The 13,857-nt window shown below is 65.4% G+C and carries 19 protein-coding genes; all 19 read right to left on the bottom strand.

Annotated elements, in window-relative coordinates; genetic code table 11:
- Position 1: 1 nt before the first annotated feature.
- Positions 2 to 2,473 (bottom strand): phage tail tape measure protein, encoded by a 2,472-nt coding sequence (locus tag HLA98_RS03660; protein WP_057501935.1) that lies wholly within the window; start codon positions 2,471 to 2,473, stop codon positions 2 to 4.
- A gap of 120 nt (positions 2,474 to 2,593) precedes the next feature.
- Positions 2,594 to 2,884, bottom strand: coding sequence for a phage tail assembly protein (locus HLA98_RS03655; RefSeq protein WP_005412456.1), 291 nt, complete (start codon positions 2,882 to 2,884; stop codon positions 2,594 to 2,596).
- A gap of 80 nt (positions 2,885 to 2,964) precedes the next feature.
- A complete protein-coding gene (locus HLA98_RS03650; protein ID WP_057501934.1) occupies positions 2,965 to 3,468 on the bottom strand; it encodes a phage major tail tube protein in 504 nt (167 codons plus the stop codon).
- A 2-nt stretch (positions 3,469 to 3,470) separates the two neighbouring features.
- Positions 3,471 to 4,670, bottom strand: coding sequence for a phage tail sheath C-terminal domain-containing protein (locus HLA98_RS03645; protein WP_057501933.1), 1,200 nt, complete (start codon positions 4,668 to 4,670; stop codon positions 3,471 to 3,473).
- Positions 4,671 to 4,777: 107 nt separating this feature from the next.
- Positions 4,778 to 5,356 (bottom strand): hypothetical protein, encoded by a 579-nt coding sequence (locus HLA98_RS03640; RefSeq protein WP_232015474.1) that lies wholly within the window; start codon positions 5,354 to 5,356, stop codon positions 4,778 to 4,780.
- 10 nt (positions 5,357 to 5,366) lie between these two features.
- Positions 5,367 to 6,836: a tail fiber protein gene (locus HLA98_RS03635; protein WP_057501931.1), complete on the bottom strand. Its 1,470-nt coding sequence runs from the start codon at positions 6,834 to 6,836 to the stop codon at positions 5,367 to 5,369.
- A gap of 7 nt (positions 6,837 to 6,843) precedes the next feature.
- Positions 6,844 to 7,623 carry a phage tail protein I gene (locus tag HLA98_RS03630; protein ID WP_057501930.1) on the bottom strand — a complete coding sequence of 260 codons (780 nt, stop codon included), beginning with the start codon at positions 7,621 to 7,623 and terminating at the stop codon, positions 6,844 to 6,846.
- On the bottom strand, positions 7,616 to 8,512 hold the full coding sequence (locus HLA98_RS03625) for a baseplate assembly protein (protein ID WP_057501929.1): 897 nt from the start codon (positions 8,510 to 8,512) through the stop codon (positions 7,616 to 7,618). The genes HLA98_RS03630 and HLA98_RS03625 overlap by 8 nt, the downstream gene beginning before the upstream one ends.
- A gap of 2 nt (positions 8,513 to 8,514) precedes the next feature.
- The gene (locus tag HLA98_RS03620; protein WP_005408332.1) at positions 8,515 to 8,853 is read right to left on the bottom strand and encodes a GPW/gp25 family protein; all 339 of its coding nucleotides are present in this window, start codon (positions 8,851 to 8,853) and stop codon (positions 8,515 to 8,517) included.
- A gap of 52 nt (positions 8,854 to 8,905) precedes the next feature.
- Positions 8,906 to 9,496: a phage baseplate assembly protein V gene (locus tag HLA98_RS03615; RefSeq protein ID WP_057501928.1), complete on the bottom strand. Its 591-nt coding sequence runs from the start codon at positions 9,494 to 9,496 to the stop codon at positions 8,906 to 8,908.
- On the bottom strand, positions 9,493 to 10,047 hold the full coding sequence (locus HLA98_RS03610; protein WP_057501927.1) for a hypothetical protein: 555 nt from the start codon (positions 10,045 to 10,047) through the stop codon (positions 9,493 to 9,495). The genes HLA98_RS03615 and HLA98_RS03610 overlap by 4 nt, the downstream gene beginning before the upstream one ends.
- 116 nt (positions 10,048 to 10,163) lie before the next feature.
- Positions 10,164 to 10,394 (bottom strand): hypothetical protein, encoded by a 231-nt coding sequence (locus HLA98_RS03605; RefSeq protein WP_057501926.1) that lies wholly within the window; start codon positions 10,392 to 10,394, stop codon positions 10,164 to 10,166.
- Between the two features lie 22 nt (positions 10,395 to 10,416).
- Positions 10,417 to 10,794 carry a hypothetical protein gene (locus HLA98_RS03600; protein ID WP_057501925.1) on the bottom strand — a complete coding sequence of 126 codons (378 nt, stop codon included), beginning with the start codon at positions 10,792 to 10,794 and terminating at the stop codon, positions 10,417 to 10,419.
- On the bottom strand, positions 10,791 to 11,276 hold the full coding sequence (locus HLA98_RS03595) for a glycoside hydrolase family 24 protein (protein ID WP_057501924.1): 486 nt from the start codon (positions 11,274 to 11,276) through the stop codon (positions 10,791 to 10,793). Before HLA98_RS03595 ends, HLA98_RS03600 begins: the two co-directional genes overlap by 4 nt.
- Positions 11,273 to 11,623, bottom strand: a complete 351-nt coding sequence (locus HLA98_RS03590; protein WP_057501923.1) for a hypothetical protein — start codon at positions 11,621 to 11,623, stop codon at positions 11,273 to 11,275. Before HLA98_RS03590 ends, HLA98_RS03595 begins: the two co-directional genes overlap by 4 nt.
- A complete protein-coding gene (locus HLA98_RS03585) occupies positions 11,620 to 12,048 on the bottom strand; it encodes a Mor transcription activator family protein (RefSeq protein ID WP_232015473.1) in 429 nt (142 codons plus the stop codon). Before HLA98_RS03585 ends, HLA98_RS03590 begins: the two co-directional genes overlap by 4 nt.
- Positions 12,049 to 12,404: 356 nt before the next feature.
- Entirely contained in the window at positions 12,405 to 12,788 is a 384-nt protein-coding gene (locus tag HLA98_RS03580; RefSeq protein WP_057501921.1) for a hypothetical protein, read from the bottom strand.
- Positions 12,789 to 12,942: 154 nt separating this feature from the next.
- The gene (locus HLA98_RS03575; RefSeq protein WP_057501920.1) at positions 12,943 to 13,581 is read right to left on the bottom strand and encodes a deoxynucleotide monophosphate kinase family protein; all 639 of its coding nucleotides are present in this window, start codon (positions 13,579 to 13,581) and stop codon (positions 12,943 to 12,945) included.
- A gap of 40 nt (positions 13,582 to 13,621) precedes the next feature.
- Positions 13,622 to 13,849, bottom strand: coding sequence for a hypothetical protein (locus tag HLA98_RS03570; protein WP_057501919.1), 228 nt, complete (start codon positions 13,847 to 13,849; stop codon positions 13,622 to 13,624).
- Positions 13,850 to 13,857: the final 8 nt, after the last annotated feature.

Genomic DNA, 13,857 nt, shown 5'->3' with positions numbered 1-13,857 from the left:
CTTAGTTCCTGTCTGCCAGGCCACCACGGGCAGCAACCGCGTTGCGACGCTGCAGTTCATCGGCCGTGCGACGTGCCACCGATTCGCTGGACTCACCGGGTTGCTGGTGGATGGTGATGTTGTTGGTCTGCTGTTGCTGCACGGTGGTGACGCCGCGCGAAGAGGGCGATGGCATGTCGGGCGCGGTGCGACCGCGAGCGGCCTCGCTGATGCCTCCCCATCGCTTGCGCGCCCCCGCCGCGTCCAACGTGGCGACGTCTCCGACCAGGCCCACGGCGTCATTCAGGCCACCCCGGCCGCCGGCCCGCATGTTGGTATACCCGACCATGCCGTTGCCGACCGCTTCCGCGCCACCGGCAAGCACTTCCTTCCCGAAGTCCAGGCCCTTGCCGACCAGTGCACTGACCTTGCCCATGCCCCCTTCGACGAACCCCATCAGCTTCTCGACGTAGGGCATGAGGAAATCCAGCTTCTGGACAAGCCAGTCGAACAGGGATTCGGCACCGGACTTGATCGCGGTCCACATCATGCTCATCCCGCTACCGATCGCGCTGGCGACGGTCGTGTATACATTGCCCATCCAGACCACGTACTGCACCAGGCCGCTGATGAGCTGGATGTTCATTCTCAGGCCTTCCATCAGAACGGTACCGAGGAAGCTGCCAATCTGGGCAACCCGAGACAGCTCGTTGCCGGTGTACTGCGCAGGTGCAAGCATCTTCGACAGCCAATCCCAGGCCTGGCCGATCAACCCACTCATGACTTCCCAGGCGGGGCGCAGCGGTTCAATCGCACGCATCAGTTCACCCATTGCCGCAGTGCCTGCACCGCTGAGACCTTCCCAGACGCCGCCCAGGAATGCCTTGACCGGTTCCCAGTATTTGCGCACCAGGATGGCACCTGCGGTGATCGCTGCGATGGCGATCGTGATCGGCCCGCCACCGATGGCGGCCACGGCAGTGGCGACGATGCGGAAGCCCGATGCCAGGCGCATGGCCATTGGCCCGAAGCGCCCCATCTGGGCCAACAGGCTGCCACCCCGGAACAGCTGCAAGGCCTTCTGCACGCCCAGGATCGGGCCCTGCAGGAAGGTCCAGGCATAGCGAGCGCCGAGTACCGCCGTGCGCATGCCCAGCATGCCGACCACGATCTGCGTGGTGTTGGCGATCAGCTTCGGGTTTTCCTGCACGAACGAGGTGACCCCGTTCAACAGCTCGGTCAGCTTGACTGCGGCTTCGCCCACCGCGGGCAGCAGTGCCGCACCGAAGACCTTGGACAGGTTGTCCACGGCGATCTTGGCGCCTTCGATCTTCTGCGGATCGGTCTGCATCGCATCGGCATAGGCTGCATCGGTGGCACCCGCCGATCCATTCAACGCCGTGTCGCGGATGCGGATGTAGGTATCCCAGTTCTCGATCATCGGCTGGACGAAGTTCTTCGCCTGTGCATCGCTGAACAGGGCGCCAATCTTCTTCTGGTCGCCCGCAGTCGCCTGGATGATCCCCTGCATCGCGGCATCGAAGGGATTGCCGCCGCTGGTTTGTGCATCGCCGATGATCTTGCGCAGATCCAGGTTCAGGCTCTTCTTGGCCTTCTCCTGAATGTCCGGCGAGAGCACCTCGGACATGAAGCTCTTCATGTTGCTGGCGGCCTTGTCGGCGCCGCCGGCCGATTCCAGCGTCGCCTGCAGGGCGGCGCCGACGGTGGCGGCCGCCGAGGTGCCCTGCAGCTTCATCGCTTCGAACGACGAACCCAAGGTAGGCAGCACTTCGGCCATGTCCTTCAGGCCCAGGCCGCCCTGCCGGCTGTTGACGACCAGCACATCCAGTGCGCTCTGCATGCGCGAGGGATCGATATCGAAAGACTGCTGCAGGGCGGCCGCGGCCTGGGCAACATCATCGATGCTGGCACCGGTGACGGTAGTGGTTCGCCCGACAGCACCCAGGCTGGCCTGGGCCGACTGCGCATCCATGCCGGCAGCGACCATCAGCTTGATCGAGCGCTGCAGCGCATCGGCGCCCTGGTTGGTCGCACGCGATTGTTCCAGGATCGCCTGGCCAAGTGCGCTGACCTGGGCGCGGCTGAGGTTGGCCGCTACGCCGATCTGCTGGTTCTGGCGGGCGAATCCGGAAGCGTTCTCAACCGGCGTGGCCAACGCGGTGACGGCGGTGCCGAGTGTGCCGCGTGCGGCCTTGAACGAGGCGCCGAGCTTCTCGCGCTTCTCCAGGTTGGCGGTGCGCTTTGCCTCGATGCTCTCCAGTCCCTCCTGCGAGGCACGCAACGCGTCGACCTGCGCACGCATACGGGCGTATTCCTTGCTGGTCGTACTCATGCGGGCAAGCCTGCGGTCCAGCAATGTCAACTCGGTGCCGATGTGCTTGATGCCATCGTTGGCGAAGGACAATGCGTCCTTCAGCGACTTGGACACCGAGCCGCCGATCGTGATCGTTGTCGTTTGAACGTTATTGGCCATGTACCGGCAATCCCTGAATCCACCAGATGAACTTCGACACCCGCAGTGTCATGATCTCGCGCAGGCCCCAGCCGGTATGACCGGCCAGGGCGAGCACTCCCTGCCTGATCTGCGGCAGGGTCAGGTGGTAAAAAGCGCGACGCCTGCCTGCAGTCGGGCGTAGTCGCGCAACGGCATCTTGCGCACGTCGTCCGGCGAGATCTCGCACAGGTTGGCGATCATCCGTACTTCGCGCTGTGCATCACTGCCCTTGTCGTCCTGGTAGCGCTCCATGTCTTCCACGGTCGGTTCGCGCATGCGCAGCACGGCGGTCTCCATGCCATTGACCTGGCGCGGGCGGGTGAGGGTGATCTCGGCAAAGCCATCGCGCTCGATGACGGTGTCGGTGGGGGTCTTGGTCTTGCTGGACATGGGTGCGTTCCTGGAATTCGATGCGGTGCGATGGATGCGGGGGCGCGAGGCGCCCCCGGTTTTCTCGGTGAGGTGCGGGCTTAGATACCCAGCGCGCCGCGGATGCCGGCCAGCACGTCCACGCCACCCTGGCGGGCGATCATGTTGACCACGTCGATCTCCTGCACGACCTGGGCGCCATGGGTCAGCTTGTAGTAGCTCAGTGCCAGGCTGACCTTGATCGTGCCTTTCTCGCCGACCTTGGTTTCGCCGCGGTCCAGCAGCTTCACCTTGCCGCGCATGTTGTGCACGACCTGGGTCACTTCGCCGTCATCGCCTTCCAGGGCCTCGCGGGCCGTGAAGCCGTATTCCTTGCTTTCAACGACGTGGAACTTGCTCATGATCTCCGCGTCGTCCGAGGCAAACTCGACATCGGCAGTGAGCTTTTCATGGCCGAGCACGATCTCGGTCGGGGCGAGCATGCCGCCGGCCTGGAAGTCCTCGGTCTTCAGCGACAGCTTCGGTGCGGTGAAGGACATCACGCTGCCGGCATAGCCCTTGCCGTCGACGTAGAAGTTGAAGTTTTTACGGATCTTGCGCGCCATGCTTAGAAGATCTCCGAGACGTAGTTGTTGTTCATGTGCATGCGGAAGGTCAGCTGCTCACCCGGGTAGGTCGGGGTGAAGTCGAAGTCCCAGAAGAAGCGGCCCTGGGCCACGCTGTCCGCTGCGTTCAGTTCCGGGTCGATCCAGCAGTTGCCGCCGAGGATCGCGCCCTGGGTCTTCAGGCCGCGCAGGAAGGCATTGACACCCTCACGCACGTCGTCGACGTAGGTCTTGCTGATGCCGCGATCGACGGCCCACAGATGGGCAGCTTCGAGGCTGTCGGCAATGATGTCGGCAGTACGTACCACGCACAGGAACTGCCACTTCTGGTCACTGCTGGCGGTGCGGTTGCCCCACAGGCGGAAGCCTCCTTCGCGGATGACCGTGGCCACGTTCGACTGGTTGAGCAGGTTGGCGCGGCTGGTCGCGTCGGACAGGCCGAAGTCGATCGCACGCGCGGTACCGACCACGCCGTTGAGTTCCAGGTTCGATGGCGAAGCCCACCAGCCGCGTTCGTTGTCGCTGCGGGCGATGGCACCGGCCACTGCACCGGAGGCGTAGCGCGTGACGATGGCATCACCGGACTGCACCAGCAGCGCCGGGTCGACCACGTAGACGCGCTTGGAGCCGGTCAGGGCGGTGGTGCTCCTGGCAGCGTCGTCGGTGCTGTTCGGGCCATCCTTGATGATCACCGCGCGCAGCTTGTCGGCGATGCCGAGCAGTTCGGCCACGACCGGGTTGGCCAGCAGTTCGGTGTCGCGCTTTTCGTGGGTGTGGGTGAAGCCCGGCACCGCCAGGATGCGTGGCTTGATGCCCACTACCGACTTTGCCGCCAGCAGTGCATGCACGCCGGTGTAGGCACCGGTCTGCGCGTTCACGCCGCCCAGCACGTTGGCCAGGGTGTCGTTCTCGGTGGCGCCCTTCTCGACGCGGACAACGACGACGACCGCGTTGGACTGGTCGAAGATGGCGTCGAGCTGGCCCGGCAGGGTGCCCTCATCGACTTCGGTGGCGGTGCCGTCGAGCAGTTTGGCAGCCTGCGAACGCGAGGTCACCAGGACCGGGGTGTTGTATGGGAAGGCGATCTTGTCGGCCCGGGGCGCGGTGCCCACGATGCCGATGACGCTGGTCGAGGCAACAGCGATCGAGCGGGAACCACCATCGATGTTGACGACCTGCACGCCATGCAGAAATTCGGCCATGCGTTGTTTTTTCCTTGGTTGGGTGGGTGCTGCGGTCGCGATCTGCGCCGCATGGGTACATCTTCGTATCTGGCCGCGGCTGGCTTAATTGCAGCCGTGGCCCGATGTCACAGCTGCTGCGGAGTCGCTGGTTCGTCCCCGGGCGCAATCACACTCACCCAGGCTGCGCTGGCTTCGTCATAGGTGACTGGACCTTTACGCTCTGCGGGCGGTGCCTGGTCGATGACGCTGGCTGGGAGTGCCTGGCCGCGGGCCAGCGGTGCGGCGAGGCTGCCATCGGCACGATTCCACAGTGGACGGTTGCTGTAGTCGGGCTTCAACTCCCATCGACCTGCGTCAGCGTTCCAGGCGTTGAAGTACGCATCGCCTCCCGTAAGCGGATAGGGAGCGGACAGGGTCACGCCCGGCGGCAGCTTCTCGCCCAGCGCCAGTCGATTGGGCACCACCGAAGAAGTGACCGTGTCCCAGAGCATCCGGTTACGGAAGTCATCGACCAGCTCCCAGTGGCTGCCATCCTGGCTCAGGCGTAGTGATTGGTAGTCGCCAGCGGCGCGTTGAGGTGCGGCCTCAACGGTGTAGTCCGGAAGATGCCACCGTCCGTCTGGCGATGGCTGCAGCTTCACCGTGCCCATATAGGCCCTGGTCTGCGGATCGTAGGAGTACGCAAATCGTGGTTCAGTGGTCAATCGTGTGTCCTCAGTAGGCGATGCAATAGATCATTCGGAGGCCGGCGGGCAGGTTGGCGTCGCCACCGGTAGGCTTCACGTTCACGGCATGGCTGTGTTCGCCGTCGTTGGAGAGAGAGGCGGGATGGCTGTGGTCTCCGACCGCCGCGATCGAGATCGAGTGGGTGTGCCCACCGGCGCCGTTCATGCCGATGTTGTGCCCGTGATTGCCTGCGTCGTTGAGCCAGATACCCGTGCCGTTGTGGCTGGTGCCGGTGGGATTGGGGCGTGCACCGGTTGCCGCGGCCCAGCCACCGCTGCCGCCGGACGCTGGACCGTTCCATGTGTGGGAATGGCCGGGATCGTTTACGCCGTGGTTGTGATTCCCTTGCGCATCGGTCCAGGCACCATGGGCATGGTCCCCGACAGCGCTGGCGCTTGCGCCATGGGCATGGCTGCCGGCATTGCCGATGCTTACCGCGTGACCGTGCAGCCCGGCGTTCTCTGTCGTGCCTGTATGCGCGTGCGCGATGACTGCGCCGGCCGTGAATGTGCCGACGGATTGCGGATCAGTGGTGTGCGCGACCACCGTGCCTTCGCGCATCAGCGGTAGATTGAACGTGGTTGTGCCATCGCCGGAGCCATAGCGGGTGCCGATGGCAGCAAAAAGTGCTGGATACGAAGCGCGTGGAACGGCCGCGCCATTGCACAGAAGCATGCCGTTGGGGGCCGTCGCGCCGGCGAACAGGATCACCTGACCGGGAACATGAACGCTGGAAGGAACGCCGGTCATGTTGCGCCAGTCCAGGTAATGGTTACCGTGGCGACCGTCGAGAAGATCGGCATCAAGGCCCTTGTCGGCACCCTCATCCTTCAATGCTGCGGATTTGAGGCCCAGCGCGGAGCGGAACGCCGTATCCGTAGCGATCGACAGCAGCGTGCGAACGAACGTCGTCGGCGCAGTGCTGCCGAAACGCTTGTCGATGAATGCACGAAGGCCGCGTGGCGTGATCGCGCGCTGGGTGTCGCTACCGTCTTCGGCTTCGCTGCTGGTGGCCAGCTCGACCACGCCCTGCACCTCAGTGGTGGCGGGAGGGTAGATGAACTCCGCATTGCCGAACTGAATCTGCGTGGTATCGATCTCGGAAAAGCGCGTGTCGGTGGCCAGCAGCAGCATTGACTCTGCCGTCTTTTCCATGATCGGATCGGCCTGGCCAAAGGTGGCAAACAATGTGCCGTCTGCCAGATAGAGGCCGAAGCCTCGCAGGCTGTAGGCGGACGTACTGTCGTCGCGGATGGTGAGGTGCAGAGTGTCGTCACCCACGGCTTGTCCACCGAAGGTTGCGATCCGCTTGATCTCGCCAGGAAGTGTGGTCATGCCTGCCGATGGCGTGAATGCAGTGGAAGTCAGGCCGATCTGGGTCACGAGCACCGCGTTGGTACCGGTGTTCGGCGGATTGACCAGCTTGGCAAAGCCGGCATCAGTGATTTTCAAACGCATGCGGGGGTTACTCTCCGGTCAGTTGGATGCGGCGGAACGCCGTGGCGTGGGCGCCTGCAAGTACGCCGACAGCGGTGTCGGCCTGCATGCCCTGGGTGAAGGTGAAGTGCGAGCGCACAGGCTTTGTTCGGTTGATCTCGCCTATGACGTCATCGACGAACTTGCCTGTTGCGGTTTCGCCACCCTGGTTGGCGATGGTCATCACGGCTTCGAAGGTGTAGGGCGTACCTCTCGGTTGGATCTCCCACCATTCGCGGATCAGGATCGATCCGCCGAACGCTGCGACGACGTCGCGCACACTGCCCCATGTGCCCTTGCGGCGCTGGATGGCAATGGCCGTGCGCACCCGGGCGCGCTTCACGGCTTCGGGCCAGTACGCTTTCCATTCGTCAACCGACAGCGCCCAGGCCAGCCAGGGCAGCAACGCGGTCGGGCAGCGGTCGGCGTCCCACAGTGCGGTGATGTCCACCGGAAGCGGACGGGCGACGATGGCGCGGGTCAGTCCACGTTCGGCGTGGGTGGCATTGGGTGGCAGCAGGCTGGAGGCATGCGGAACCACGATCTGCGCGTCACCCTCGATCAGCGTGCCGGGTGCCGGGGCGACCGACAGGGTGACCGTGGCGCCGCTGATGGCAACATCGCGCAACCGCTGCCGTCCTTGCTGGTCGGTACGGTACACCGCCTGCAAGGTCGCCAGTGCACCACCCGGATGACGGAAGGTACGGTTTCGCCCATCGATGGCACCGCGCAGACGCGCGCCGATCAGGCGGGTGGCAGCGTCACTCATCGTTGCCGCCATGGGTCAGCGTGACACTGGTGCAGTGCGTGGCCTGGGTACGATCGACCACGATGTCTTTCGCCGGGCTGCTGATCTCCACGCGCTGCACACCCTCGGCATGCAGTGCGGCGAACAGTCCCGAACGGGTGACGTCACGACCGAGCCGATGCGATTCGCTGATGTAGCGGTCAAGGCGGGTGCGCGCTTCGGCCAGCACAACTTGGGAATCCGGGCCTGCAAAGGTGAAAAGTGCAGCGTCAACCGAGTAGTTGACGATGGCAGCGGGTTTCACCACTACGTGATCGGTCAGCGGACGCACGTCATCCGCACTCAGCTTCGCCTCGACGATATCGAGCAGGCCCTGGGTGGCGGTTCCATCCGCCTCGCGCGACAGCACCGAGACCACGACCTCGCCCGGCGTGGGGCTGGTGGCGCTTGCGTCGAGTACCCGAGGATCGGCGCTTAGTGCATGGAAGACATACGCGCCCTCCGGTCCGGCCACGCTGAAACCTTCAGGCCCCAGCTGGATACGGCGTCGGAAATCCTCGTCACTTTCGTAGCGCGGTGGGACGCCCTGCTGTGGCTTGCCCGGGTCAAGCACTTGGCGGGCGATGCCGAAGATCGCGGCGAGATGATCCAGGTCGCTGCCGACCGCATATGCCAACATCACGCCACGTGCTGCGTCGTTGACGCGCTGGCGATCGAGCAGGCGCAGGTAGGTGCAGACCTCGAGGATCTTGAATGCCGGGTCCGACGGCAACAGCGCGTCGAAGGTGGGATCCAGGGCCTGGAGCGCAGTCAGCGACTCATCGAACATGGCTTCGAAATCGAGCACTTCGATGACCGCCGGTGCAGGCAGCTGGGAGAGATTGACACTGGTGAACGAGCCGGATGCCACGGTTAGCGAACCTCGATTCCTTCGATGGTGATGGCCTCGCCGTCGGGCAGATGGATTCCGGTCACTGCCAGGATCATCACGCCGGGGGCGGGGAGGGAGACGTCGACGTTCTCGACGTGGAGACGCGGTTCCCATCGCGCGAGCGCGTCGACGGTGGCCGCGATCAGGTCCATGCGCAACGAGCGGTTGGTCGGCGCATCGATCAGTTCGAACACGCGCGAGCCGTATTCGCGGCGCAGTACGCGGGAGCCAAGGGGCGTGGTGAGAATGTCACGCACGGACTGGTGCAGATGGGCGAGCCCATCCAATGATTTGCCGGTGTTGGCGTCGATTCCTCGCATGGCCTCTATCGTCGTGAAGTGCGGTTTTTCAGGGCATTGCAGGCGTGGCCGATCAGGCCTGCGCCGGCGTGGTCGGAGCGGTCGGCCCCTGCGCGGTGTGCTTGTGTGCCTTCAGCCCGATGGCACCTGCCTTGATCTCGGCGGGTGTGCTGATGTCCTTGCCCGCATTGATCGCGCCGCTGACGTCCAGGTTGCCGGTCGCCTTGATCGACGGTGTATCGAGCACGATCGATTCGCTGGCGATCACCTGTGCATTCGCGCAGGTGACGATGACCTTGCCGCTGCCGACATGGACGTTGAGGGTGGTGGTTTCCTGGTCGTATTCGATGGTGCTGCCGTCGGCGAATTCGGTGCGTTGCCGCAGGCGCGAGTCGGCCGGTGGCGGAAAGCGGTCCTGGTACAGGCTGCCGAGTACCAGCGCCTGGCCGGGGTCACCATAGGGGCACGCCAGTACGACCTGCTCGCCCGGCTCGGGCGCGCACCAGCTGCGCACGCCGGGTCCGGCCCGGCGTTCCAGCCAGGGAATCCAGTCGGTGAGCATGCCATCGGCATCTACGCGCACGCGGCCGCCTGCTTCGTCCAGCTCGCGCACGACACCGATCATCAGCAGATTGCCGATCAAACGTGCGTGTTCGGCGCTCATGGCGCGCGCTCCGGCAGGGGCTGGTAGCGCGTCGCATGGTCAAGGCCGATCTCTGGCGCGAAGCTATAGGATGCCTGCGGCACTGGGCCCCTTTCATCGTCCCAGGCGTTGTCGCCCAGCGCGACCGGCAGTGACCATTCGACGATCCAGCTGTGCAGGCCGGGCTGTGCGGTTGCGGTGTCTTCGGGCAGGGCAGCGATCACGTCGATCGCGCCGCTGGAGGCGCCGTGGAAGCGGCCTATCTGGTGCAGCCAGGTGGCCAGTGCAATCGCGGCATTGCGCAGGTGCAGCGCGCCTGCGGTGCTATCGGCCGCTACGACGACGCGTGCCTCGAAACGCAGCACCGCCTGCAGCAGTCCGCTGCCGTCATTGCCTTCCCGGCTGCGGTCACAGCGGGTCAGTGCCAGCAGGCAGGCCGGTGTGGGCATGCCTTCGGTGCTGGTCTCGCGATAGAACTCGACGGTTGCGAAGTCCGGAAAGCGTTCGCGGATGGCAGTTTCGATGGCGCCGTGCAGTGTGTCGAGCGTCGGGGAGGGGGAGTCAGTCGCCATATCAGCTCATGTAGTGAATGGTGGAAGCACGTGGCCTTGTGGCACGCGCGGTCTGCAGCCAGTGTTGCCATCACCTGAGCGGCACGGCATTGCAGGCGTGGCCGCCCGCGGCGGAATCAGAAGGCCGGCACAGCGCCGTGGTTGTGGCCGGCAGCGACGCCGCAGCCTGGAGGCGTTACCGGAACCGCGCCGTTGAGGGTGATGCCGCGCTGACTGCCGAGGCTGCACAGCAGCGCTCGTAGTTGATCGGCCAGCGCGTGGTACTGCCGCGCGACCGCAACGTGGTTGCGCAGCAGTGCATCATCGGTGGCAGCCTGCAGGTCCGGCAGCTCGTCCGGCGCACGCAACTGCGCCGGTGCGATGCTGAGATCAACGAGGCAGGGCGCGGCCGGCGTTGGCTTCGCGCCAGATGCGCACGAACTCAGCATCAGCGTCGCCGCGATCACGGCCAGGCGTCTTGGCATGGGTCTCGATGTCCTGTTGCAGGTTGGTGAATTGCCGGGTGCGTTCGGCCTGCGTGGCCAGGCGCCGTGATTCGGCCTGAGCGCTGGTACGGAGATTGGCGAGGTTCTGCTGGTGTGCGGCCTGCACCGAGTCAGCGCGCGATGCCTGCTGTGCGGCCTGGGCGCTGGCATCGGCGAGGTCTGCGCTGCGGTCCCGTAGCGTCCACCCCAGCCAGGCGCAGCCTGCGTGGCTTCCGGCAAGGACCAGCAGGCCGATTCGGAACCGCAGGGCGAGGGGTGTCACTGCAGGGCTCCACCGGCGGTGCGGTAGGCCACGCGCAGTGTTTCCAGCGCATGTTCCTTCTGCCCATAGCCGGCGCCGGGCAGCGACGCCCAGATGCGCCGGGCCGCGGTGACGGCGGCATCGAAACGTCCCAGTCGGATCAGCTCGTAGGCACCGCACTGCTTGAGCAGCGCAACCGCTGCGCGATCCTGCGAAACCGGGCCGAAGTCGGGCAGGTCCAGCCGTGCACGCAGGTCATCCCAGGTACTGCGCAGGAACTGGTAGCGACCGGCGGCGCTGGATTTGATGCCATAGCGCGGCAGCGACACCAGCACCCGGGGATGGTCGCGGTAGTCGCTGAACAGCTGGCCACCGACGATCACGTCGTAGCCACGGTCACGCGAGCGCTGGCCGGGAAAGTCGGTGCCTTCGGACACGGCCAGCATGTCCAGGAATGCGGCGACATTGGCGCCGCCGAGGGCGATGGCTGTGGCGGCGGTCATGCAGCGGCTCCCGGCTGTTTGCGCACCAGCGCCAGCAGCGCGTCTATCTGCACGCTCTGCTGGACGATCTGTGCGCGCAGGGCGCTGACCTCGCCGCGCAGCTGGCCGATCTCCTGCGCCATTGCCTCGCGTTCGTGCATCAGGCCGTCGGCGCGGGTGCGTTCGGCGGCCAGCTGCTCCTGCAGGGTGCGCAGCGTGTTGCTGGTGGCTTCGTCGGCGGTACGGTCGACTTTGGCTGACGACAACCATTGGCGCAGCCACAGCGATACCGCGATCAGCACGCCCGAGGTTCCCCCCAGGTACTTGGCCCAGTCCGGTACACCGGCCAGCAGGTCACTTTCGTTCATGCGCGCGCGTAACCCTTGAGCAGGGCCGGATGGACCGCCGGTGGTGGCGCGGAGCGGGCACCGCGCAGGGCGCGCTTGATGGTGGTCTGCGAGACACCGAACTCACGTGCCACATGTTCGCGCGGCATGCCGCTGGCGACCGCGCGGGCGATCTGCTCACGGCGTTCGTGCGCGCCGGCAGCGAAGCAGGACGCCAGGAACAACAGTTCGCCGCCGAAGTGCGCGACCAGCCGCCGGGCGACGTCGTGGCCAAGGATGTCGATCAGCCGATGCTGGTCGGGCAGGGTGGAGGGGACGTAGACGATGACGCGGTGACGGCCGGTGGTGCTGGAGGTGGTCGGCGGCCACGCACGCACCAGCGTGAGGGCTGCGGATTCGCCGATGACCTCGGCCAGGGTCTGGATGCTGTCGGGCAGGGCGTTCATGAAGGGTGTCGTCAGTGGCATTGATCTCCACTGTTGCCATCCCGTCACTTAGGTCAACACCTTTCATCTACTTGCGATTATTTGTGCTGAAGGCATTCATCGGCGCCGCGAGGACGGGTGAGGAGTGCAGCAGGCCGCGGTGTGATGCCTCGCGACTGCTGGCCGTCGCCACCGATGTTTCCCTGTCCTTTCGTACTCGTGGTCCTCACAGGGTGGAAGGAAGGGCAGATCAAGGAGATGCGGCAGGTACAGGGTGAGGACGACGCCCCGTTGGCCATCCTCATGCAGGCGAGCGGGCCCTGAAACGAAAAAGCCCCGGACGATGCCGGGGCTTCAGGACTGCAGGAGGCGCTGGATCAAAGATCGAATACCAGATTGCCGCCGGTCTTGCGCGGGATGTAACCCGCGTCGCGCAGCCAGCGGGCTGCGTTGACCTGGTCCATGCGCTTGACCGGGAAGCGGTTGGCGAACATCAGAAAGCGCGCCACGGTGATCGACTCGCCCTTGCCCTTCAAGGCAGCGAGGGTTTCGGTGAACCACGGTGCGGGCGGTTGTTGGTTGCCAGGGCGTGCGGCGGTCCGCACCTGCCTGGCACCGCCGGCGTCGGCCTGGACATTGGCCTGCGAGCACAGCGAGATGAAGATCGCGTCCAGGCTCACGGTGTCCTTGCTGCCCTTGGGCTGGGACTTGAACAACTCGATGGCCTTCAGGCGCATCGACGTGAACTGTTCGACCTCCATGGCGTTTCCTCTCTGCGAAATGGGTTGGGGATGCAGGGTGACGACAGGTGTCGTCGGTGATGGGGGACGACCTTACATCATTTTCGCCGATGATGGGCCGGAACCTGCGATCGAGTCAGTGGAAGAGACGGGGCAGCGCGGCCCTGAGACAGGCTCAGATCAAGCCGCGCGACAGCAGCTGGTCCAGCGTCCTGCGTACCAGATCGGCCTGGCTGCCGTTGTTGCTCACCTCGATGTCGACCAGTTCATCGGGCAGTGACTGCTCGCTGGCGCGGGTGTCATGGGCTCCATGGCCCGGGCGGTTGACGCGGATCACGACACCGCCGCGGCGGTGGATCGCATGGGCTTCATTGGCGAAGCGGACATCAGGTACCAGGCCGCCCGCCGGGAGGCGCGCGAACAGCGAACGGACCCACAGCTCGGGGTGAATGCGATCGCGCCCCCATTCGCTGCCGGCGGTCTGCATCAGGTGACGCGGCGTGAGCTCGGCCAGCCAGTCGATGGCGTCCTCCTTGCGGCTGTCCAGTTCACGCAGCGACAGCCCGAGGAGGGAGGCGACGAACTGCCGCAGCGGGGCGGCGAAGCTGTCGCAGGGCAGCGCCAGTGCCGAGGCCAGTCCGTTGGCGAGGGTGTCCTTGCCCGCCCGCCTGCTGCCGGCGATGCCGATATAGAGCGGAGGACGCGCTTGCGGCGCCGCCCGTAGCGCGATGCTGCCCAGAGCGGGGCCGGCACGGAACGCGGCCAGCGTGTCGGCAATCATGCGATGGCCGCTGTCGAGGGAGGCGGGAATCATGCGGAATCTACTCCTGGAGGAATTCGGCAGTGCGGGCGGGTCAGGAATCGCGGCCGGCGGTGTTGCGCGCGCGCAGGATGCGCTGGGTGATGCGGCCACCGCGAGCAGCCGCCGCGACCGGGTCGAAGCACAGCATGGCGGAACGTGTACGGCGGCCGGCAGCGAGGTGGTCGCGGATGGTGCGTTCTGAAAGCACCGGTACCCGCTGGTGGATCTGCTGCACGGTCAGCTGCTCACCTTCGAAGGCATGCAGTTGGGGACGAGGCATGGCGGAAG

This window comes from Stenotrophomonas africana (assembly GCF_013004645.1).
GTDB lineage: Bacteria > Pseudomonadota > Gammaproteobacteria > Xanthomonadales > Xanthomonadaceae > Stenotrophomonas > Stenotrophomonas africana.
The sequence above is the reverse complement of the archived record's forward strand: the minus strand, read 5'-3'. Positions and strand labels throughout refer to the sequence as shown.

What these genes read in the sequence shown, in the direction of transcription:
- HLA98_RS03660 (WP_057501935.1), bottom strand. Translation starts at nt 2,473, where the DNA reads ATGGCCAATAACGTTCAAACGACAACGATCACGATCGGCGGCTCGGTG.
- HLA98_RS03655 (WP_005412456.1), bottom strand. Translation starts at nt 2,884, where the DNA reads ATGTCCAGCAAGACCAAGACCCCCACCGACACCGTCATCGAGCGCGAT.
- HLA98_RS03650 (WP_057501934.1), bottom strand. Translation starts at nt 3,468, where the DNA reads ATGGCGCGCAAGATCCGTAAAAACTTCAACTTCTACGTCGACGGCAAG.
- HLA98_RS03645 (WP_057501933.1), bottom strand. Translation starts at nt 4,670, where the DNA reads ATGGCCGAATTTCTGCATGGCGTGCAGGTCGTCAACATCGATGGTGGT.
- HLA98_RS03635 (WP_057501931.1), bottom strand. Translation starts at nt 6,836, where the DNA reads ATGCGTTTGAAAATCACTGATGCCGGCTTTGCCAAGCTGGTCAATCCG.
- HLA98_RS03630 (WP_057501930.1), bottom strand. Translation starts at nt 7,623, where the DNA reads ATGAGTGACGCTGCCACCCGCCTGATCGGCGCGCGTCTGCGCGGTGCC.
- HLA98_RS03620 (WP_005408332.1), bottom strand. Translation starts at nt 8,853, where the DNA reads ATGCGAGGAATCGACGCCAACACCGGCAAATCATTGGATGGGCTCGCC.
- HLA98_RS03615 (WP_057501928.1), bottom strand. Translation starts at nt 9,496, where the DNA reads ATGAGCGCCGAACACGCACGTTTGATCGGCAATCTGCTGATGATCGGT.
- HLA98_RS03610 (WP_057501927.1), bottom strand. Translation starts at nt 10,047, where the DNA reads ATGGCGACTGACTCCCCCTCCCCGACGCTCGACACACTGCACGGCGCC.
- HLA98_RS03595 (WP_057501924.1), bottom strand. Translation starts at nt 11,276, where the DNA reads ATGACCGCCGCCACAGCCATCGCCCTCGGCGGCGCCAATGTCGCCGCA.
- HLA98_RS03590 (WP_057501923.1), bottom strand. Translation starts at nt 11,623, where the DNA reads ATGAACGAAAGTGACCTGCTGGCCGGTGTACCGGACTGGGCCAAGTAC.
- HLA98_RS03585 (WP_232015473.1), bottom strand. Translation starts at nt 12,048, where the DNA reads ATGAACGCCCTGCCCGACAGCATCCAGACCCTGGCCGAGGTCATCGGC.
- HLA98_RS03580 (WP_057501921.1), bottom strand. Translation starts at nt 12,788, where the DNA reads ATGGAGGTCGAACAGTTCACGTCGATGCGCCTGAAGGCCATCGAGTTG.
- HLA98_RS03575 (WP_057501920.1), bottom strand. Translation starts at nt 13,581, where the DNA reads ATGATTCCCGCCTCCCTCGACAGCGGCCATCGCATGATTGCCGACACG.
- HLA98_RS03570 (WP_057501919.1), bottom strand. Translation starts at nt 13,849, where the DNA reads ATGCCTCGTCCCCAACTGCATGCCTTCGAAGGTGAGCAGCTGACCGTG.